Source organism: Chryseobacterium sp. C39-AII1 (assembly GCF_039672645.1).
Taxonomy (GTDB): Bacteria; Bacteroidota; Bacteroidia; order Flavobacteriales; family Weeksellaceae; genus Chryseobacterium.
This window is the reverse complement of sequence record NZ_JBDFPQ010000002.1, coordinates 447,914-467,165: the sequence shown is the minus strand read 5'-3', so window position 1 is coordinate 467,165 and position 19,252 is coordinate 447,914. Positions and strand designations below refer to the sequence as shown.

Annotated in this window: 22 protein-coding genes; 10 read left to right on the top strand and 12 right to left on the bottom strand. The window is 35.1% G+C overall.

Annotated features, from left to right (window positions below):
• Positions 1-158 precede the first annotated feature (158 nt).
• The 4 genes from ABEG63_RS04975 to ABEG63_RS04960 all read left to right on the top strand — a co-directional run bounded on the left by ABEG63_RS04975 (position 159) and on the right by ABEG63_RS04960 (position 2,836).
• On the top strand, positions 159-620 hold the full coding sequence (locus tag ABEG63_RS04975) for a hypothetical protein (RefSeq protein ID WP_267403504.1): 462 nt from the start codon (positions 159-161) through the stop codon (positions 618-620).
• A 182-nt stretch (positions 621-802) separates the two neighbouring features.
• Positions 803-1,507: a MotA/TolQ/ExbB proton channel family protein gene (locus tag ABEG63_RS04970; protein WP_267403502.1), complete on the top strand. Its 705-nt coding sequence runs from the start codon at positions 803-805 to the stop codon at positions 1,505-1,507.
• Positions 1,508-1,515: 8 nt separating this feature from the next.
• Positions 1,516-1,914, top strand: coding sequence for a biopolymer transporter ExbD (locus ABEG63_RS04965; RefSeq protein ID WP_267403500.1), 399 nt, complete (start codon positions 1,516-1,518; stop codon positions 1,912-1,914).
• A 34-nt stretch (positions 1,915-1,948) separates the two neighbouring features.
• On the top strand, positions 1,949-2,836 hold the full coding sequence (locus ABEG63_RS04960) for a ferric siderophore ABC transporter substrate-binding protein (RefSeq protein ID WP_267403870.1): 888 nt from the start codon (positions 1,949-1,951) through the stop codon (positions 2,834-2,836).
• Positions 2,837-2,851: 15 nt separating this feature from the next.
• Here the strand turns inward: ABEG63_RS04960 and ABEG63_RS04955 are convergent, their stop codons facing one another.
• From ABEG63_RS04955 to ABEG63_RS04915, 9 genes are all read right to left on the bottom strand, one after another.
• Positions 2,852-3,244, bottom strand: a complete 393-nt coding sequence (locus tag ABEG63_RS04955) for a hypothetical protein (RefSeq protein WP_346583419.1) — start codon at positions 3,242-3,244, stop codon at positions 2,852-2,854.
• Between the two features lie 51 nt (positions 3,245-3,295).
• Positions 3,296-4,699 carry a nucleoside recognition domain-containing protein gene (locus ABEG63_RS04950; RefSeq protein WP_346583417.1) on the bottom strand — a complete coding sequence of 468 codons (1,404 nt, stop codon included), beginning with the start codon at positions 4,697-4,699 and terminating at the stop codon, positions 3,296-3,298.
• A gap of 299 nt (positions 4,700-4,998) precedes the next feature.
• The gene (locus tag ABEG63_RS04945) at positions 4,999-5,511 is read right to left on the bottom strand and encodes a hypothetical protein (RefSeq protein ID WP_346583415.1); all 513 of its coding nucleotides are present in this window, start codon (positions 5,509-5,511) and stop codon (positions 4,999-5,001) included.
• A gap of 54 nt (positions 5,512-5,565) precedes the next feature.
• Positions 5,566-6,420 carry an acetyl-CoA carboxylase, carboxyltransferase subunit beta gene (gene accD / locus ABEG63_RS04940; RefSeq protein ID WP_267403490.1) on the bottom strand — a complete coding sequence of 285 codons (855 nt, stop codon included), beginning with the start codon at positions 6,418-6,420 and terminating at the stop codon, positions 5,566-5,568.
• Between the two features lie 88 nt (positions 6,421-6,508).
• Entirely contained in the window at positions 6,509-7,579 is a 1,071-nt protein-coding gene (gene fbaA, locus ABEG63_RS04935) for a class II fructose-bisphosphate aldolase (protein WP_346583414.1), read from the bottom strand.
• A gap of 71 nt (positions 7,580-7,650) precedes the next feature.
• Positions 7,651-8,517 (bottom strand): NAD kinase, encoded by an 867-nt coding sequence (locus ABEG63_RS04930; protein WP_312392894.1) that lies wholly within the window; start codon positions 8,515-8,517, stop codon positions 7,651-7,653.
• Between the two features lie 4 nt (positions 8,518-8,521).
• Positions 8,522-9,097, bottom strand: a complete 576-nt coding sequence (locus ABEG63_RS04925) for a CBS domain-containing protein (RefSeq protein ID WP_267403484.1) — start codon at positions 9,095-9,097, stop codon at positions 8,522-8,524.
• 260 nt (positions 9,098-9,357) lie between these two features.
• Positions 9,358-9,888, bottom strand: coding sequence for an RNA methyltransferase (locus ABEG63_RS04920; RefSeq protein WP_346583411.1), 531 nt, complete (start codon positions 9,886-9,888; stop codon positions 9,358-9,360).
• A 4-nt stretch (positions 9,889-9,892) separates the two neighbouring features.
• The gene (locus tag ABEG63_RS04915) at positions 9,893-10,513 is read right to left on the bottom strand and encodes a toxin-antitoxin system YwqK family antitoxin (RefSeq protein WP_267403480.1); all 621 of its coding nucleotides are present in this window, start codon (positions 10,511-10,513) and stop codon (positions 9,893-9,895) included.
• Between the two features lie 147 nt (positions 10,514-10,660).
• On the opposite strand from ABEG63_RS04915, the gene ABEG63_RS04910 reads away from it, so the two are divergent.
• On the top strand, positions 10,661-11,260 hold the full coding sequence (locus tag ABEG63_RS04910; RefSeq protein ID WP_346583409.1) for a hypothetical protein: 600 nt from the start codon (positions 10,661-10,663) through the stop codon (positions 11,258-11,260).
• Positions 11,261-11,271: 11 nt separating this feature from the next.
• Here ABEG63_RS04910 and ABEG63_RS04905 read toward each other — a convergent pair whose 3' ends face one another.
• On the bottom strand, positions 11,272-12,171 hold the full coding sequence (locus ABEG63_RS04905; RefSeq protein ID WP_346583407.1) for a bestrophin family ion channel: 900 nt from the start codon (positions 12,169-12,171) through the stop codon (positions 11,272-11,274).
• Positions 12,172-12,476: 305 nt separating this feature from the next.
• Here ABEG63_RS04905 and ABEG63_RS04900 point away from each other — a divergent pair, with 305 nt between their 5' ends.
• Both ABEG63_RS04900 and mutS read left to right on the top strand, forming a co-directional pair.
• Complete coding sequence (locus ABEG63_RS04900; protein WP_346583405.1) at positions 12,477-13,343, top strand: cupin-like domain-containing protein; 867 nt, start codon at positions 12,477-12,479, stop codon at positions 13,341-13,343.
• 164 nt (positions 13,344-13,507) lie between these two features.
• Positions 13,508-16,099: a DNA mismatch repair protein MutS gene (gene mutS, locus ABEG63_RS04895; RefSeq protein ID WP_346583403.1), complete on the top strand. Its 2,592-nt coding sequence runs from the start codon at positions 13,508-13,510 to the stop codon at positions 16,097-16,099.
• Between the two features lie 7 nt (positions 16,100-16,106).
• On the opposite strand, the gene ABEG63_RS04890 is transcribed toward mutS, so the two are convergent.
• Positions 16,107-16,556 carry a hypothetical protein gene (locus tag ABEG63_RS04890; RefSeq protein WP_346583401.1) on the bottom strand — a complete coding sequence of 150 codons (450 nt, stop codon included), beginning with the start codon at positions 16,554-16,556 and terminating at the stop codon, positions 16,107-16,109.
• Between the two features lie 116 nt (positions 16,557-16,672).
• On the opposite strand from ABEG63_RS04890, the gene ABEG63_RS04885 reads away from it, so the two are divergent.
• From ABEG63_RS04885 to ABEG63_RS04875, 3 genes are all read left to right on the top strand, one after another.
• Positions 16,673-17,158 carry a TlpA disulfide reductase family protein gene (locus ABEG63_RS04885; protein WP_346583400.1) on the top strand — a complete coding sequence of 162 codons (486 nt, stop codon included), beginning with the start codon at positions 16,673-16,675 and terminating at the stop codon, positions 17,156-17,158.
• 10 nt (positions 17,159-17,168) lie between these two features.
• The gene (locus ABEG63_RS04880) at positions 17,169-17,825 is read left to right on the top strand and encodes a thioredoxin family protein (RefSeq protein ID WP_346583399.1); all 657 of its coding nucleotides are present in this window, start codon (positions 17,169-17,171) and stop codon (positions 17,823-17,825) included.
• A 75-nt stretch (positions 17,826-17,900) separates the two neighbouring features.
• Entirely contained in the window at positions 17,901-18,290 is a 390-nt protein-coding gene (locus ABEG63_RS04875; protein ID WP_346583397.1) for a DUF2809 domain-containing protein, read from the top strand.
• 3 nt (positions 18,291-18,293) lie between these two features.
• Here ABEG63_RS04875 and ABEG63_RS04870 read toward each other — a convergent pair whose 3' ends face one another.
• Positions 18,294-19,211 carry a YARHG domain-containing protein gene (locus ABEG63_RS04870; RefSeq protein ID WP_346583396.1) on the bottom strand — a complete coding sequence of 306 codons (918 nt, stop codon included), beginning with the start codon at positions 19,209-19,211 and terminating at the stop codon, positions 18,294-18,296.
• Positions 19,212-19,252 lie beyond the last annotated feature (41 nt).

The following is a 19,252-nucleotide window of genomic DNA, read 5'->3' as shown; positions in this document are numbered from 1 at the left end:
TGTGAAACAAAATTAAGTATTATTGGAATATGCCGAATTAATAATTATAGCGTATTTTTAAAAAATACTTTTCAAAATATTTTTCACGTTCAATCTATTTTTTATCTTTGTTGCTAACGTTTAACAATCATACTATTACAGTTCTTTTTTAAGAAATAATGAAAGGGATTTTAAAAATTTACCATCCGGACGAAACGCTAAAGTACAATATTAGAAATACTTATTGTAAGGCAGTTTACAGCAACCAGCAACATTTTTTAGAGGTTGAAATTACTACGGATGACGGTTTGGATCACGTAGAAGATGATTCTTTACAGTACAATTTTCCTCAGCTTTCGCTGGAAGTTTTCGATTTTCCTATCGACTCCGCGGAAATAGAAGGAAAAACAATCACAATCAACGATTCTGATGAAGATACCTACACCGAAGTAGATCTTTTTGACGACGAAGAGGCTTTTATCTATGATAATGAGCTTTTGTTCGAAAAAAGTGAAGACGGAGAGCTGCAGGTGATCTGGAAAGGAACCATTGACGATTTCTATACGGGATCTGATACGCCGATTCCTTTCAGATTAAAATGCGAATTTAAGCAAGATGATATTGAGGTAGACGAAGATTAATTCTAATTTTCATCCTCCCTATTTTTTTATAGATCAGATTTCTTTTCAAACCTGTTTTGGAGAGAAATTTGCTATTTTTGAGAAATAACAATTTTTTAAGTTGTTTTTAAGCTATTTTTAAGACATGAATTAATAATATTCCATTATTTTTGTCGTTAAAACTTTTATAAAAATACACATTAATGCTGTTAACGGAACTTACTACGATGTTGTTTGCACAAGTTGCGACACCTGCAGTGGCTGCAGAAGATTTAGAATTTTCATTTTGGAAGATCATGTTCCACGGTGGGGCTTTCGCTAAAATAGTGATGGTTACCGTGATCGCATTGGGTATATTTTCCGTATATCTGTTTTTTGAACGTTTTTTCTTTATCAAAAGATTAACTTCGAAAACAGATTCCAATTTTATGGATAATATTGAAGACTTCATTAAAGAAGGCAAAATAGAATCGGCAGCAGATTATTGCAAAAGACAGAATTCTCCGGAAGGAAGGATTTTAGAGAAAGGTATTTCAAGACTAGGGCGCCCCGTTTCAGATATTGTAAGCGCAATGGAGTCGCAAGCTCAGGTGGAAGTTGCCAATATGGAGAAAAACCTGAATCTTTTGGCAGTGGTACCGAGTATCGCTCCAATGTTGGGACTATTGGGAACGGTAATCGGGATGATTATTGCGTTCTTTAATTTATCTCATGCCACGGGATCTTTCTCTCCAAAAACTTTGTCTGAGGGTATTTATACGGCGTTAGGACAAACGGCGGTAGGTCTTGCAGTAGCAATTCCGGCTAACTTTTTCTACAATATTTTATTAACGAGAATTGATAAATTTGTACTGAAAGCACAGAATATGTCTGGCGAATTTTTAGATCTTATCAATAAACCTTTATAATTTTTCTTATGAAGATTCAGAGAAGAAATAAAGCGAATCCCGAATTTAGTTTAGCAGCGATGACAGACGTTATCTTGCTGATGCTGATATTCTTTATGATTACCTCTACGGCGGCCAATCAGAGTGCCATAGATGTGAAATTACCCAAAGCAGATACGGCAGCAGATAATGTTCCGAATCCTTTGGTGGTAAGCGTGAAGCCAGACGGATCTTATTTTGTGGATGATAATCCGGTGTCAAGAGATCAGCTGGAACCCACGGTGGTAAGTAAATTGGCCAACCAGACCAACAAATCTTTTACCATTCGTGCTGATGAAAATACGATGCACAAAGACGTGGTATTTGTAATGGAAATTGCTGAAAAAAATAAATTTAATATCGCCATTGCAACGGTTAAAGATAAATAATACAACCGGAATTTCCGGTAAGGATCATTTCAAGATGAGAAGCCATATTGTAAACAAAGACGAGGAAAATAGAGATCGGATAAAAAGTGCATTGCTTTCTATCCTGGTTTGGTCTGCCATCCTGTTGTTTGTTTTTTTATATAAATTAAAGCCTGAAATCGAGAAAGATCCTGAGGTTATAACGACGATGCTTGTCAATTTCGGAGACAACAGAAATGGTAACGGAATTGAAGAGCCTGCCGAACAGGAAGGAAGTTTAGCCGCGGCAACGGAAGAAGTAACTCCGGAACCTATTGAAACGCCTGTTCCTGAAACGAAAACAGTCATTAAGCCGGAACCTAAACCGGAACCTGTTGCCAAAAAATCTGAACCGAAAGATAAAGTCCTTACAGGAAATAATTCTAAAGTTTCCGTACCTAAAAAAGAGGAATCTAAAAAAGCTGATAAAGCATCAACAAGCACATCAGCATCTAAAAATACTAAAAAAGCGGGCGCCACAACCGCCAATTCTAAAACCGGAAGCGGTGACGGAAAAGGAAATGCGGCTATAGGAAATTTAATTAAAGGAAGAGGAACAAAAGCGGGAAGTCAAGGAGACGGGACGGGAGTCGGAAATGCAGGAGATCCTTTAGGAGGCGACGGAAACGGAGACAGTAAAGTGGGAATCGACAGGAAATTGATCGGTTTTATTCCCGGAACAATGGGAAGAGGTGGAGCACAGCCTTCGAATAGCTGTACGGCAAGCGGAACAATTACCGTTGCTTACACGGTAGATAAAGCGGGAAATGTAGTTTCTGCAAGAAGGTTAAGCGGAACGTCAGACCCTTGTATTTCATCAAACGCGGTGGCATGGGTTAAGAAGTATGTAAAAGCTGAAAAAGCCAATGTTTCTTCCACCGGATCTTATAAAATTACTTTCTAAAAATACAAAAGCACTTTATTCAAGTGCTTTTTTTATTTCGTTGATTCTGTTGATAACGGGAAGTGCAAATATTCCGCTGGTTTGAAGATATAGTTCGTAAAACGTTTTTGCTTTGTCTAAAAAGTCATTATTCTGGCTTGCTTTACCATTAAAATAGAAAAGATTTCCCAACATTTCATAATAATCTTTGTGATCTCTTTCCTGTCTTTCGTTCACTATTTCAATAATTTCTTTTTTTGATTTCGATGCAAGCGTGGTAAAATCAAATTTGAAGATATCTTTCATTAATGTTTCGAAATCCAATTCTTTCTGCATTAAACTTTCTTCAGGTTTATCTAAAATCAGTTTTTCTAACGCTTGGGTTAACTGACGTATTAGTCGTAATGTGAATTCTTTATCTGTTATCATATTGGTTTAAAGTTTAAGGTTGTATGTTTAAAATTAATTGATTCTCAACTTTTAAGCAAAGAAAAGATGTGCAAGTACAATAGCAGTAATAACACCTACTAAATCCGCCAAAAGCATAGCAATTACCGTATATCTCGTATTCTTCACGGCTACGGCTCCAAAATAAACGGCAATCACGTAAAACGTCGTGTCTGAGCTTCCCTGAAGAACCGCTGCCAACTTGCCTTGGAAACTATCCGGACCGAAAGTCGCCATCGTATCCATCATCATTCCACGTGCTCCAGAACCGGATAATGGTTTGATTAAAGCGGTTGGTAGTCCATCCACAAATCTTGCATCCAAATTGGAAGCATTGGCAACCCATTTCATTCCGTCAATAATGACTTCAAAAACGCCTGAAGTTCTTAAAAGAGAAATCGCAATCAACATTCCTACTAAATACGGAATAATCTTTACGCTAGTTGTAAAACCTTCTTTCGCACCGTCCGCAAACGCCTCAAAAACATTGATCTTTTTATAAACTGCACCCAATACAATCGCTACGAAAATAAAAAGTATAAGTCCGTTACTTAAAACCTGACTGAATATATCCAACGCTTCCTTACTCAAACCGGTTAAATACCAAACGAGAAGGCCAATCAATGCAGAAATTCCTCCGATATAGGCTAAAAGAACAGGTTTTAAAAGATTTATTTTTTGATAAATTGAAACAATAATCATTGCAGCTAAAGTTGCCGCAAAAGTTGCGATCATGCAGTACAGGAAAATATCCGTGGGGTTTTTAGAACCTGCAGAAGATCTCAACGCGATAATCGAAACCGGAATTAACGTCATTCCTCCGGCGTGAAGACAGAGAAACATAATCTGCGAATTACTCGCTGTATCTTTATTCGGGTTTAAACTTTGAAGGCTTTCCATGGCTTTTAATCCAAAAGGAGTTGCGGCATTATCCAAACCCAAAAGATTAGCACTGAAATTCATTAACATATGCCCGAAAGCGGGATGATCTTTCGGAATTTCAGGGAATAATTTTGAAAAAAATGGTTGAATTAATCGGCTTAAAAGATTGATTCCGCCTGCTTTTTCTGCAATGCTCATGAAACCCATGAACAAAGCCATAATTCCTATCAATCCCAGACAGATTTTTACTGCAGTTTCGGAAGTTCCGATCACGCCGTCGGTTTCCTGAACGCGGTACACATTTACTTCCTGTTTTAAAGAATCGGTTTTATAATGAATTCGGTTGTCCTCAAAACTGTTTTTTTTCATCAAACTGTCTCGCACAATCGGTGCAACAACATTCATTTTTTGTGTTGCAATTTTTACTGTATCGCCGCCTTTTCCTACCACCATATCATTGAAAATAGTTTTGTAGTTACTTGATGAGACGTATTTTATACTGGCAATGGCAATGGCAATAATAATGAATGCCGACCAAATTCTGCTGAGAACCATTTGTTTGAATTAAGATTGTTTAAACTTATCAAAAAAACTTCAGATTACAAAGAGACGATGAATTTTTAAGTCATTGTGAGGAATGAGGTGACGAAGCAATTTCAATATAAAATTAAATTGAACGGAATTTTTGTCATGCTGGAAGCATCTCAGCGGTTATTTTAACGATGTTTAGATCCTTTCAGGATGACAAACTTCAAGAAGATGAATTTAAAATAATAGATTCTTCACTTCGCTTTCGCTTCGTTTAGAGTGAAAATGAAAATGTAGAAAGAAATTGAAATTTGTAAATAAAACGATTATTTTTCATCAAGATAAACCAAAAATCCTTCAAAATTATCATCCAGGTTTTTCAAAACTTTGGCTTCTTTCATTTTCTTTTCCAATCCATCAATGAAAAAACTTTTTTCAAAAAACTGACGGTGAATTCCGGGTAGTAATTCTCTGTAAAAATTCATTCCGAATGTATTGTTATGAAGATCCATTTTGGTTTCTAATGGTTTGTTGGGGAATAATTCTTCATGCATATCGGTGATTTTTTTGCAGAAATCAAGAGCTTTCTCAGGAGAAGAAACTTTTGAGCAGTACATCGTAATAAAACAGCACCAGAGTGCGTGTCTGAAAGCATTACCTATTCCGTTATTAGAAGCGGTTTTCGGGAACTTTTTCTGAGCAATGGTAAAAGCCTGCACGGTAGCATGAAAACTTAATACGGCGAAAATAGGATGGGGGAGAACAAGCCCTAAAAGACGACAAATCTTTTTAAAGCTCATGCTTCGGATCGTATTAAAAAATATTTTAAAAGTTCTCATCAATAAAAATCTCTCCCTAATTAGAGAGAGATTGTAGTATTTTGTTACAAATTATTAAGCATTTACTGCTAATAATTTTACTGTTTTAGCAACGGTTTCCTGTATTTCAGTTCTTTTCACGATGAAATCTACAAAACCTTTTTCCTGAAGGAATTCCGAAGTCTGGAAACCTTCCGGTAAGTCTCTACCGATCGTTTCACGAATAACTCTTGGTCCTGCAAAACCGATCAATGCTTTTGGTTCAGCCATAATAATATCGGCTGTCATTGCGAAAGAAGCGGTAATTCCACCAAAAGTTGGGTCACAAAGGTAAGCGATGTATAAAAGTCCTGCTTCTGAAAGCTGAGCCAATTTAGCCTGAACTTTTGCCAACTGCATCAAAGAATATGTTGCTTCCTGCATTCTCGCTCCACCAGACTGGCAAATGATCATGTAAGGAAGTTTATTTTTGATACAGTAATCTACCGCTCTTCTGATTTTTTCACCCATTACAGATCCTAAAGAACCTCCGATAAAAGCGAAATCCATACAAGAAACTACCATTTCAGTTCCTTTTACAGTTCCAACAGCATTTCTGATAGAATCTGTCAGTTTTGTTTTTGCTTTTACCTCTTTCAGACGGTCTGCGTAAGGTTTTGTATCCTTGAAATTCAGGATGTCAATACTTTCAACATTAGCATCCAATTCAGTGAATTTACCTTCATCAAAAAGGATATCAAAAAACTCTGCACTTCCTATTCTTACATGAAATCCGTCTTCCGGAGAAACATAGTTATTTCTCTTTAGTTCGTCATGCTCAACAATTTTTCCTGAAGGAGTCTGATGCCAAAGACCTTTGGGAACATCTTTTTTCTCATCAGTAGATGTCGTAATATTTTGTGCTTTTCTTTTAAACCACTCGAATGCCATATTGTATATAATTGATGTGTGATAAATGATAAGAGATAAAAGAAGCGATTTACAAATCAGCTATCATTCATCTCTTATCAATTATAATTTATTTAAGCGTATTTACGTTATTTAAATCTTCAAATGCCTGAACTAATCTTGCAGCGAAAGTTTCCTCACCTTTTCTTACCCAAACTCTTGGGTCATAGAATTTTTTGTTCGGTTTTTCTTCACCTTCAGGGTTTCCGATCTGAGTTCTTAAATAATCTACATTGTTTACCATGTAATCTCTGATACCTTCTGTGTAAGCAAACTGAAGGTCAGTATCAATGTTCATTTTAATTACACCGTAGTCAATTGCTTCTCTGATTTCTTCTAAAGTAGATCCAGAACCTCCGTGGAATACGAAGTTGATTGGCTTCTCAACAGTTCCGAATTTCTCCTGAACATATTTCTGAGAATTATCAAGGATTTTTGGTGTAAGAACCACGTTTCCTGGCTTGTAAACTCCGTGTACGTTTCCGAAAGCAGCAGCAATGGTAAAGTTATCAGAAATAGCTTTTAACTTTTCGTATGTGTAAGCGATATCTTCCGGTTGAGTATATAATTTTGAATTGTCAACATCAGAATTGTCAACACCATCTTCTTCACCTCCGGTTACTCCGATTTCTACCTCAAGAGTCATTCCGATTTTAGCCATTCTTTCGAAATATTTAGCAGAAATTTCTAAGTTTTCTTCTAAAGATTCTTCAGAAAGATCCAACATGTGAGAAGAATAAAGAGATTTTCCTGTTTGTTGGAAGAACTCTTCATTAGCATCCATCAATCCGTCGATCCAAGGCAATAATTTTTTTGCCGCGTGGTCTGTGTGAAGAATTACAGTTGCTCCGTAAGCTTCTGCAAGCGTGTGGATGTGTTTAGCACCAGCAATAGCTCCTAAAATTGCAGACTTTTGCCCATCATTGCTTAATCCTTTTCCTGCGTTGTAAGCAGCTCCACCATTAGAGAACTGAATAATAACAGGTGAGTTTAATTTTGCTGCCGTTTCCAAAACTGCATTTGTGTTGCTAGAACCAATTACGTTTACTGCAGGCAATGCATATTTGTTTTCTTTAGCGTGCTGAAAAATATCAGTAACTAACTGACCTGTGGCAACTCCTGCCGGGAAAATTCTGCTCATGTTTTACGTTTTAATATAAATTATTAGGGTTTGTAAAATTCCTGTAAAGGTAATAATTTTTAAAAATATTCTTAATTTCTTTTATCCCTTCCCCAAAGTAGCTTCTGGCGGATGGTTTCGTAGAAACTCAAATCGTTCGGCTGCACCAATAAAATCTGGAAATCTGCCTTTTTAATTACAATTTCTTTATCGGTTTCTATATGTATCAGTCGTGAATCCAGCGATAGGGAATATTGTGAAACCCTGCTTTCAACTCTGAATTTAATTTCTACGCTATCGTTCACCACCAAAGGTCTTACATTTAAATTGTGCGGAGCGATAGGCGTGATGACGAAGTTTTCGTTATTTGGAGAAATAATCGGGCCGCCACAACTTAGCGAATAAGCCGTAGAACCGGTAGGCGTTGAAACAATAACACCGTCTCCCCAGAATACATTTAAAAATTCATCATTAATATAAGAATCCACCGTTACCATCGATGTCGTTTCTTTTCTGGAAACGGTAACATCATTTAAAGCGTACGGGAAAAAATCTTCTAAAACAGGCGAAACCACTTGAATAACAGATCGGCGACTGGTTTTTACATCACCTTTCAAAATAGAATCAAGCTCTTTAAAGGCTTCTTCTTTGGTGAAACTCGCTAGAAATCCTAATCTTCCGGTATTTACACCAACAATCGGGATTTCAAGATCTTCAATAAAGGTTAAAGAATTTACAATCGTTCCGTCGCCACCAAAAGTGAAAAAAAGATCGACCTCTTTATCGATAAGATCCTGTTTGTTGTTAAAGGTTTCGAAAATCTTTGAAAACTGAAGGGCTTCAGCCATCTCATCGTACAAAACAGATTTTACGCCTCTGCTTTCCAATTCGGAAATAAATTTGCTTAAATATAAAAAAGTATCAAGATCTTTTTTCTGAGAATATATGGCTGCCTTCATTAGTTTATATTTCTATAAATTTCTGGAAAAATCCGAATCTGTCATTCAACAAATCCGATTTTTCATCAGAATAATATTTTTCTACAATTCTGTAATCATATCGGTCGAATGTTTCATCAATGGAGCTTAGATTTTCATTGCTGATCTTTATCGTTACATGAATCACCTCGTCGGACATGAAACTGATAAACGCACCATAAAATTTCGAGTTGTTGCTCTCCACAATATTGGCGATCTCCGTCATCGAATATTTTCTGGATGGGGTTTCTACTGTAAGAATAGCTCCCGATTCTGAAAATAATGCATATTTCGATAAATCCTGGAAAATATCTTCACAACTGATGTAGCCCAGATACTTCTCCGCTTTATTAATCACAGGAACCACGTTGGCATTAAAGGTATGAAACAGCCGGATGCTGTCCATAATATTATTGTCTTCCGGAATAGCAAAACGCTCGATTTGATGCTCCAAATCTTTGAGTGTTCCTTCTTCTTCGTAAAGAAAATCCTGCGCAAGGGCTCCGTAAAAGTGGTGAGATTTTTTAATGAAAATATGAGAATATCCAAAGTCTTCTAACATGTTCCTTGCTGATTCTATCGAGTCAGTAAGGCTAAAGCATGGGAAGTCTTTTGAGATATAGTCCTTGATAAACATTGTGCTAATTTATAAAAAATTAAATAAAACCGTTTCTGAAAATGAAACTTTTTTTCTTGAAATTTTAAAAAATTGAAATTAAAATTTGTTCGTGTCGAAAAAAAAGGTACCTTTGTCGCCTTTCATTTTTACTTTTTATTAGATTTATTTCAAACTGCACTGTCTCTTAGGCATATGCAGTTTTTTTATTTTAAAGCTTTCGCAAATTCCCACATTACAATTCCACCGCAAACGCTTACATTTAAAGAATGCTTGGTTCCCAATTGAGGAATTTCAATAAAAGAATCGATATTCGGCAACGCTTCATCGCTGATTCCTTCAACTTCATTTCCTAAAATAACTGCATATTTCTTCGATTTATCAATCGTAAAATCAGTAATCATCTGGCTGCTCGTTGTTTGCTCAATACCCACAACTTCAAAACCCTGCGATTTTAAATCAGCAATGGTTGTATTAATATCACTCTCGTGGCTCCAGTCTACACTTTCCGTTGCTCCCAAAGCGGCTTTGTGAATTTCACGGTGTGGCGGTTGAGGCGTAATTCCGCAAAGAATAATTTTCTGAACCAAAAATGCATCTGCCGTTCTGAAGGTTGCACCTACATTATGCATACTTCTGATGTTGTCTAAAACCACGACCAAAGGAATTTTTTCAACCGATTTAAAGGTTTCTACATCTATTCTGTTGAGTTCTTCCAGTTTTAATTTGTGTACCAATGTCTTATTTTGTTGAGATTAATTTTCCGTCCTTGTAAACTTCTGTTTTTTCTATGCTTCCGTTTTCGCGGTAATGAACTCTGGTTCCGTTCCATTTATCATTTACGAATTCTGTTTCCCTTTGGATTTTTCCAGACGGGTAAAGCATTTTCCATTTTCCTGTGGCAATTCCGTTATCGTAATATCCGATTTGCTTTACAGATTTCCCGTTTTCATAAAAAAGTTTACTTTCGCCCTGCAATTTACCAAATTTAAAATTTGAAATTTCAGTAATAATTCCGGAAGGATTATAAAAAGTGGCTACCAAACTGTTGTCGTAAATGTTTTTTTCGCCGTTTCTAAAAACTTCTTTTGAGGTTAAAATACCTTCCTTATTGAAGTACGACCATTCTTTCACCTTATAATCTTTCTTATATTCTCCTTTGGCCTGCACTTTTCCGTTGTCATAATAAAAAATAGCATCACCTTCCAGTTTTCCTTTTTTCCATTCTGCAATTTCTTTTACCTGTCCGTTTTCGTAAAACTGTTTGCAGCTTCCTTCCTGTAATCCGTCTTTGAAGCCGCAAGGTTTTTGGGCAGACATGATTCCGAATGTACAGATGGCAATTAATAATGGATATTTCATAATTTTTCTTTTTGTTTAAAATTAATGTTTGTTGAAATAATGTGAATTCATGTTCATGAATACATGAAAAATTTTAACATTTCTCTCCCCAAATTTGGGTATTTATTCTCTTTTGTGAAATACCTATATTTGGCTAAAATATCAGCTATGAAAAATGTACTCGTTTTAATGACCATGGTATCAGCTTTTACTTTTACCAAAGCACAAAATACATACTATCCGCAGGCTTTTTTCGATAAAAAATTAGCACAAAACATGATCGGTTTCGGGAACTCAACCATTGAAGGCGTGGCTTCCACCAAGCAGAAAAACAACTGGGGAATCAAACCTTTGCTGGCAGAAAAGCATTATGCCAAAAAAGGAACCGTGGTCATGCTTTTTCCTGTAACTCCTTATTTTGAGGAATTTTACGACATGAGAAAGAAGTATGAAAATAAAAAAACAACCGTTTATATGTCTGAAGAAGCCTTTAAATATAGAATTGAAGCTTTAACAGACGACCGCGGAAGGTTTAAATTTGAAAAACTGAAACCCGGAAAATATTATCTGGAAACCATTATTAATTTTACGGCAACCGCAAGTTATCAGAAACAAACCGGGCAATCGGATGCTTATAACGCTTACGGAGGATATTTGTATTCTACCCCAATCTATCAAACGTTTTTCTATGGCTACAATGCAGGAAACCGAGAAAGCAAGTTTGTAGAGATAAAACAGGATGGCGAAATAAAAGAGATCAAGCTATAAGGCTTGATTTTTTATTTTCTTGAACCCATGATCTGATGAACATTTTTCTCAATATTTTGGGCAATAGTTTCCATCGGAATATCGTTTTCGTCGTTGTTAAAAGGATCTTCAATTTCTTCAGCAATTAATTCAAGACTCATCAAAACGTAATAAATAAAAACCGTTAACGGAATTATAAAATTTCCGATATTGATCACGTAAGCAATCGGCAAGGCGAAAACATACAGAATAATAAATTTCTTGATAAACGAAGAATAAGAATACGGAATCGGAGTGTTTTTAATTCTCTCACAACCGCCGCAAACTTCAAGAAAACCGGATAATTGACTGTCTAAATACAACATTTCAATATCCGAAATTTTTCCTTCTTTTTTTAATTGATTTAATTTATGACTCATTAAAATTACAATCTCGCTCGGACCGTGGTTTTTCAGTTCTTTTTCAATTTCAGAATAATCTTCATCCAACGCCAATCTTGTAGATTCTTTCGATAAATGTTTGGCTAAAAAATGAGGAAAGAATTTTAAATATCTTGCAATTTGTTCAGCAGTTTGTCTGTCATCTCCAAGAATGGTATTGATTTTTATGGCAAAATTTCGCGTGTCATTGACTAATTTTCCCCAAAGTTTTCTCCCTTCCCACCATCTGTCATAAGCAGTATTTGTCCTGAAAACCAACAATAAAGAAAGCACAAATCCCAACAAAGAATGAATCATTCCCACATTGCTAATCCCCGATTTTGAGGTTAAATGAAAATATTCCAGTTCCAGATATTCAATTCCCCACGAATATAATCCCACAAGGATCATGCTCGGAAATAAAATCTTCAATGTATCGCTCTTATGTAAACTGAAAAGGATTTTCAGGAAATGTTTGGTGTTGTAAACTCTCATAAATTCTCTTGGTTTCACAAAGATAAAATTTTCGCTTTATCCGAACTTTATTAAAAAGCTTAAAATTTTGTTTAAAACTAAAGCTCATGCTATCATTTGCTGAATGAAATGCCTTTGCGAACGGAAAAATATGCATAAAATTTTCAAATAAAAACCTTGCGACTTTTGTGTTAAAAAAAGATTCTTCATTGGACTTTCATCCCGTTCGGAGCTGTATTGTGTAAAATATTTGTGAAATCTGAAGAAGATAAATCTACACTCAAAATTTCTTCAAAATTCAAAAAAACACTATTTTTAGATCTCATTTTAAATACCAAATCAAAATGATCCTCCAAAACGTAGATGTTGTCACAGATATTAGTAAAGAAGATTTCCAGAAAAATTACTTCAAAAAGCATAAACCTCTTTTGATAAAAAATTTCGCAAGTCGCTGGGATGCTTTCGACAAATGGAATTTCGACTTTATCCGTGAAAAAGCTGGTGAACAGGAAGTTCCTTTATATGATAACAAACCTGCGGATGCGAATAAAAGTACCGATGCGCCTGTTACAAAAATGAAAATGAAGGAATATATTGATACGATAAAAAGTAATCCTTCTGATCTTCGAATTTTCTTTTACATCATCACAGATCGTCTTCCTGAATTATTGAAAAATTTCACTTATCCGGATTTAGGGATGAAATTTTTTAAGCGACTACCTACCTTATTTTTCGGTGGAAGTGAAGCTCATGTTTTGATGCACTATGATGTTGATTTGGGTGATTTCTTACATATTCATTTTGAAGGGAAAAAGAGAATTTTACTGTTTGATCAAAAGCAGTCTGCCTTTTTATATAAAGTTCCGTTGTCGGTTCATACCATTTATGATGTGGATTATGAAAATCCAGATTATGAAAAGTTTCCTGCGCTGAAACATGCTAAAGGTTTTGAAATTTTTATGGAACATGGCGATGCGCTTTTTATTCCAGGGGCTTTTTGGCATTTTAACCGATATTTGGAGCCTGGTTTTTCGATGTCGCTTCGTGCGCTTCCGAATAAACCGAATGTTTTTGCCAATATGTTGTATCATGTTTTCATTATGAGATATACAGATAAATTAATGCGAAAACTTTTTAAAGCTAAATGGGTGGATTACAAGCAGAAGTGGGCGTATAAAAAGAGTTCGAAAGCATTGGCTAAGATCAAATAAACTGTCTGCTGATAGTTTTTTAATAATCTTTGTCAAGATTTTAGATATTGACAAGGATGGAATAAATTAAGTATGGTGAAAACTTTAAGCTGAGATCTGATTCCTGCAACCTAATTCCTATTTATTTCATACTTTTACCGACCTAATTTTTAAGAACGATTGTAATGGCAAAGGCAGCGAAGAAAGAAACCCCGTTAATGACGCAGTACAATACCATCAAGGCGAAATATCCTGATGCGCTTTTGTTGTTCAGGGTGGGTGACTTTTATGAAACTTTCGGGCAAGATGCGGTTAGAACTTCTCAGATTTTAGGAATTGTTCTGACGAAAAGAGCAAACGGGGAAGGTCATATCGAGTTGGCCGGATTTCCGCATCATTCTGTAGATTCTTACCTACCAAAATTGGTGAGAGCAGGAATGAGAGTTGCCATTTGCGATCAGTTGGAAGACCCAAAAATGGTGAAAGGAATTGTAAAAAGGGGAGTGACGGAATTGGTAACACCCGGAGTTACGTTCAACGATCAGGTTTTAAATTCAAAAAAGAATAATTTTCTACTTTCTTTACATAAAGAAAAAGAGAAATTCGGAATTGCGTTGGTTGATATTTCGACAGGTGAATTTTTGGTGAGTGAAGGAAATTTAGAAAAGTTACTTCACATCGTTAATACATTTGATCCGAGTGAAATTATTTATCAGCGCAGCGTTCAGATTCCGGAACAGATTAAAAATAAAAATGCTTTTAAGCTCGAAGATTGGGCGTATCAATATAATTTCGCTTACGAAAAACTGACGAGTCATTTTAAAACCAATTCATTAAAAGGTTTTGGCGTTGAAAATCAACCATTGGCCATTACGGCGGCAGGAGCGATTTTCGCTTATTTGGTGGAAGATACGCATCACAATTTACTGTCTCACATCACAAAAATTCAGGTGATTCCACAGGAGGATTTTCTAATGATGGATAATTTCACATTGAGAAATCTTGAAATTGTTTACCCAAGTAATGCACAAGGAAAATCTTTGTTAGATATTATCGATAAAACATCAACTCCGATGGGAGGGAGATTGTTGAGACGAAGAATTATTTTACCTTTAAAATCCGTCGAAGAAATCAACAGAAGGCTTTCTTTAATTGATTTTTTAAACGAAAACGATCAGCTTAAATATGATATTTCCCAATTATTAAAATCGATTTCCGATTTAGACAGATTGATGGGAAAACTGGCGGCAGAAAAAATTTCACCAAAAGAATTGGGATATCTTCGTCAGAGTTTAATTAATATTCATACAATTAAAGGGTTGCTTCATCCTCATGCTGATATTTTGGCTTGGCTGGAACCTTTGTACGATCAAGATGAATTGATCAAATGTCTTCAAAATCATTTAAATGAAGAACTTCCGGTTAATTTAGCGAAAGGAAATGTCATTAAAGAAGGAGTTTCTGAAGAGCTTGACCGATTGAGAGGACTTCAGTCGAAAGGTCGCGGTTTCTTAGACGAAATGTGCCAAAGAGAAATCGAAAGAACCGGAATTACAAGTCTTAAAATTGATTTTAACAATGTTTTCGGATATTATATTGAAGTCCGAAATACACATAAAGATAAAGTTCCGAGTGATTGGTTGAGAAAACAAACGCTCGTAAATGCTGAGCGTTACATCACGGAAGAACTGAAAGAATATGAAAGTCAGATTCTTGGCGCGGAAGAGAAAATCGGAGTTTTAGAAAACAAATTATACAGAGATGTTTGCGCTGAAACGATGATTTATATCGATCAGATTCAGGAAAATTCTAAAATCATTGCGCAATTGGATGTTGCAGTTGGTTTGTCCGAACTTGCTGTTTCTGAGAGTTATACGAAGCCCGTTTTGAATGACGGTTTCGCCATCGATTTAAAAGAAGCAAGACATCCAATTATCGAAAATGCACTTCCTTTAGGTGAAAAATATATCCCGAATGATATTTTTTTAGATAAAGATTCTCAGCAGATTATTATGGTTACCGGACCAAACATGGCGGGTAAATCGGCGATTCTTCGTCAGACTGCGATTGTTTGTCTTTTAGCTCAAATCGGAAGTTTTGTGCCTGCGAAACATGCTGAAATCGGAGTTTTAGATAAGATTTTCACGAGAGTTGGTGCAACAGATAATATTTCTGCAGGTGAATCAACTTTTATGGTTGAAATGAACGAAGCGGCGAATATTTTAAATAATATTTCCGAAAGAAGTTTAATTCTTTTAGATGAAATTGGTCGTGGAACTTCTACTTACGATGGAGTTTCCATTGCTTGGGCAATCGCGGAATATCTTCATCAGCATCCGACTCAGGCAAAGACTTTGTTTGCAACGCATTATCATGAATTAAATGAAATGACGGTGAACTTTGAGCGTGTGAAAAATTTCCACGTTTCAATTCAGGAGAATAAAGGGAATATTATCTTTTTAAGAAAACTAATTCCTGGAGGAAGCGAACACAGTTTTGGTATCCACGTAGCGAAATTAGCGGGAATGCCTGCAAAAGTAGTCAACAGAGCTAATGAAATTCTGAAAACTTTGGAAGCAAGCCGTTCTCAAAGTGGTGGTTCTTCTGAAAATATTAAAAGAGTGACAGAAGAAAATATGCAATTGTCTTTCTTCCAGTTAGACGATCCTGTTTTGGAAAATATTCGTGAAGAATTGACGAAAATTGATATTAATACGTTGACACCGATTGAGGCTCTCATGAAGCTGAATGCCATTAAAAAGATGATTGGTAAATAATTTTTAACTAATCATATTTCTTTAACGTCAAAGGGAAAGTATATAAAAAACGAACAGGCTCACCATTATTTGTGGCGGGTTTCCATCTTATAAATAGTCTTCTTACGGCTATTTCAGCGGCTTGCGAATGCTTTTTATCATCTCCGGTAGCAGTGACGAATCTCACATACCCGTTTTTTTCAACAATGAAATAGACTCGCGTATTTATTTGGTCTGATTTCACATCAATGACATCCATTTTTTCTGCAAATTGTCTTTTAAAAGTTTCGGTACCACCGGGAAATTCAGGAAGAGTATTGGCTGTGGTGACGACATCATTTAGCTTCATTCGAGTTCGTAAAATCCCATAATCCGGAATATTTTTCACATTACTAAATTCAGGAATATAATCTTCTTTGGCTTGAGAAAATGCAATAATACCAAAGAAAAGCATTAAAGAAAGAAGTGCTTTTTTCATACTAAACGGATTTGATGGATGTGTTGTGAATGCAAAAAAAGAGCCTAAATCAGACTTATTATATAATTTTAACGTATGAATATTGTTGAAAAAGAAACCTTTCTTTAAATTTGAATATGAAAAAAATAATCCATCTATTTTTATTTCTTTTTTCTATTTCAGTTTTCAATGCTCAACAAAAAGATGTTCCATCTATAAAATATGAAGAGCTTGAAAGTAGAATTCAGCAAGAAAAAGATCAACTTTTGGTAGTCAATTTTTGGTCGACCACCTGTGCTCCTTGTGTGAAAGAACTTCCGCATTTTATGGAAATCAACAAAAAATATTCAGATAACCCAAAATTTAAAATGATCTTGGTTTCTTTGGATCGATTGGTTGATAAAGAAAGGGTGTTGAAATTCATCAAAAATAAAAATCTTACCGCAGAAGTTATCTTATTGGATGATATCAAAAGAATGAACACCTGGATTCCCCGTTTTGAAAAAGATTGGGATGGAAATATTCCGGTGACGATCTTCTATAAAAATGGCGAAAAAGTGCATTTTAATGATGGTGAAATGAGCAAAGATGAATTAGAAAATATAATTGTAAAAAACTTATAAACAGATATTTATGAAAAATTTTAAATTATTAATAACTGCTTTTATTGTTATGCTTGGCTTACTGAGTTTTACAACAATAGCTCATGGTAAAAACGGAAATGATAATGAAAATAAATCTGCTATAAAAGGCTATGAAGTTGGTGATGAAGCTACGGATTTTAAGCTGAAAAATGTTGATGGAAAAATTGTTTCTCTAGCAGATTTTAAATCAGCAAAAGGGTTTATCGTTGTTTTTACGTGTAATCACTGTCCTTATGCTAAAAAATATGAAGACAGAATTGTAGAGTTAGACAAAAAGTATAAATCTCAGGGTTATCCGGTAATTGCCATCAACCCCAATGATCCAAATGTACAGCCTGAAGATGGTTATAAGCAGATGATCGAAAGGGCAAAGCAGAAAGGTTTTACTTTTCCGTATTTAGTAGATGAAGGGCAGAAAATTTTCCCTCAATACGGAGCCACAAAAACGCCTCATGTGTTTCTTCTGCAAAAAGAAAATGGTAAAAATATCGTGAAATACATTGGTGCGATTGATAATAATTACGAAAATCCGAACGATGTTTCCGAATATTATGTTCAGGATGCAGTGAATGCTTTGATTAAAAATGAGCCGATAAAAATGACGAAAACTGTCGCAATCGGTTGTACTGTGAAGGTGAAAAAATAATATATTTGTAGAAATATCAATTAAAAACGGGCTTTAGTCCGTTTTTTTAATGAAAAAATCTAGCCAAAAATAAATATGAAATTCAAGTTTAGCTTAAAATATTTCGTTTCAACAATATTAATCTTCTTAATTGAAGTATTAATTGCCACCAAGCTCAAAGATATTTTCTTCGTAAGAGCTTATTTAGGAGATGTTATTGTGGTGATGTTAATCTACACTTTTATTAAAAGTTTTATTGAAATAAAGAGCGATCAAAAATTGATTTTTGGAATTTTTATCTTCTCATGTTTGGTTGAGTTTGCGCAATATTTTAATATTGCAGAAAAACTAGGCTTCCAACCCGGAAGCCTAATGTATATTGTAATCGGAAATTCGTTTTCCTGGATCGATATTTTGTGCTACGCAGCTGGATGTTTGCTACTTTCTATTTTCGTTAAAATCACAGAAAAGAAGAAAATTGTTTAATAGTTATCTTCCGAAACTATCATATTTATCTTCGGCATATTTTATAAAACGATTCAATAATGCCACATTATCTTTTTCCATCGGTGAAAGATCTTTATCTACATTATTCGAAACCGGAATATACCAATCTGTTTGTTCAAAAAAGTTTCTGTAAGTCGCTTTTTTAAAGGCATATCCGTGTCTTGCGAAAACTGAATTTTTAATGATCTCCATATCCAGTTTTCTTAGATTTTTTAAATCTTTTTCAGATAATTTCTGCTTTGAAGCATTTAAACTGAAAACCGCATCCGAAGCAATTCTGTTTTTAGAAGCCGTATAAGTTTCCGTTTTTCCGGTTTCTTCATCCGTATATTTTTCGACAAAATTTTTCGGATTTTCCCAATCGATGAGGTCGTTGTCTTTATTCAACATGAAATTAGGATTATAAACGAATTCTTTTTTAGTCAGTTTTAATGTTTTTACAGGCGCTTTTACCGCAGATTTATTAAAAGCCGACCAATTTCCGGTTAAACTGTCGCTGTTCAATTTTACCTCAAATCGACCATCTGTTTTATCATTTCCCGGCTCATCAAGCACAAAAGACTTTGAAGTTTCATTAAAAATTCCACGAAAAGGTCGCTGATTTCCTTCGACAATACTTTGTCCGTAAACGCTGTCTTTAGTAATTCTGTTGATCTTCAGAGACAATTTTTTGTAAATTTCACCTTCGTATTGTTCGCCATCTTCAGAGATAATCATTCCTTTTCCTGCAAAATCTCCGGTGTAAATTCCGTAATACTCTTTATAGATTTCTGGCGCAACCGTTGAATCTTTTTTAGCAGTAAGGCTGTCTTTTGAATTGCTGTTAGACTTTCCATCTTTTTTACAACCGATTAAAGTGACTGTAAATAAAGAGATCAAGGTTAATTTTAAAATTTTCATATCTATTGTTTTTGATTTTATGGTGATATTTAACGGCAAAA

Coding starts and splice junctions, on each gene's coding strand:
- fbaA (WP_346583414.1), bottom strand. CDS start 7,579: ATGAGCAGAATTTTCCCGGCAGGAGTTGCCACAGGTCAGTTAGTTACT.
- mutS (WP_346583403.1), top strand. CDS start 13,508: ATGGCAAAGGCAGCGAAGAAAGAAACCCCGTTAATGACGCAGTACAAT.
- ABEG63_RS04875 (WP_346583397.1), top strand. CDS start 17,901: ATGAAATTCAAGTTTAGCTTAAAATATTTCGTTTCAACAATATTAATC.
- ABEG63_RS04975 (WP_267403504.1), top strand. CDS start 159: ATGAAAGGGATTTTAAAAATTTACCATCCGGACGAAACGCTAAAGTAC.
- ABEG63_RS04955 (WP_346583419.1), bottom strand. CDS start 3,244: ATGATAACAGATAAAGAATTCACATTACGACTAATACGTCAGTTAACC.
- accD (WP_267403490.1), bottom strand. CDS start 6,420: ATGGCATTCGAGTGGTTTAAAAGAAAAGCACAAAATATTACGACATCT.
- ABEG63_RS04970 (WP_267403502.1), top strand. CDS start 803: ATGCTGTTAACGGAACTTACTACGATGTTGTTTGCACAAGTTGCGACA.
- ABEG63_RS04915 (WP_267403480.1), bottom strand. CDS start 10,513: ATGAAATATCCATTATTAATTGCCATCTGTACATTCGGAATCATGTCT.
- ABEG63_RS04965 (WP_267403500.1), top strand. CDS start 1,516: ATGAAGATTCAGAGAAGAAATAAAGCGAATCCCGAATTTAGTTTAGCA.
- ABEG63_RS04960 (WP_267403870.1), top strand. CDS start 1,949: ATGAGAAGCCATATTGTAAACAAAGACGAGGAAAATAGAGATCGGATA.
- ABEG63_RS04950 (WP_346583417.1), bottom strand. CDS start 4,699: ATGGTTCTCAGCAGAATTTGGTCGGCATTCATTATTATTGCCATTGCC.
- ABEG63_RS04870 (WP_346583396.1), bottom strand. CDS start 19,211: ATGAAAATTTTAAAATTAACCTTGATCTCTTTATTTACAGTCACTTTA.
- ABEG63_RS04900 (WP_346583405.1), top strand. CDS start 12,477: ATGATCCTCCAAAACGTAGATGTTGTCACAGATATTAGTAAAGAAGAT.
- ABEG63_RS04925 (WP_267403484.1), bottom strand. CDS start 9,097: ATGTTAGAAGACTTTGGATATTCTCATATTTTCATTAAAAAATCTCAC.
- ABEG63_RS04890 (WP_346583401.1), bottom strand. CDS start 16,556: ATGAAAAAAGCACTTCTTTCTTTAATGCTTTTCTTTGGTATTATTGCA.
- ABEG63_RS04945 (WP_346583415.1), bottom strand. CDS start 5,511: ATGAGAACTTTTAAAATATTTTTTAATACGATCCGAAGCATGAGCTTT.
- ABEG63_RS04880 (WP_346583399.1), top strand. CDS start 17,169: ATGAAAAATTTTAAATTATTAATAACTGCTTTTATTGTTATGCTTGGC.
- ABEG63_RS04930 (WP_312392894.1), bottom strand. CDS start 8,517: ATGAAGGCAGCCATATATTCTCAGAAAAAAGATCTTGATACTTTTTTA.
- ABEG63_RS04885 (WP_346583400.1), top strand. CDS start 16,673: ATGAAAAAAATAATCCATCTATTTTTATTTCTTTTTTCTATTTCAGTT.
- ABEG63_RS04910 (WP_346583409.1), top strand. CDS start 10,661: ATGAAAAATGTACTCGTTTTAATGACCATGGTATCAGCTTTTACTTTT.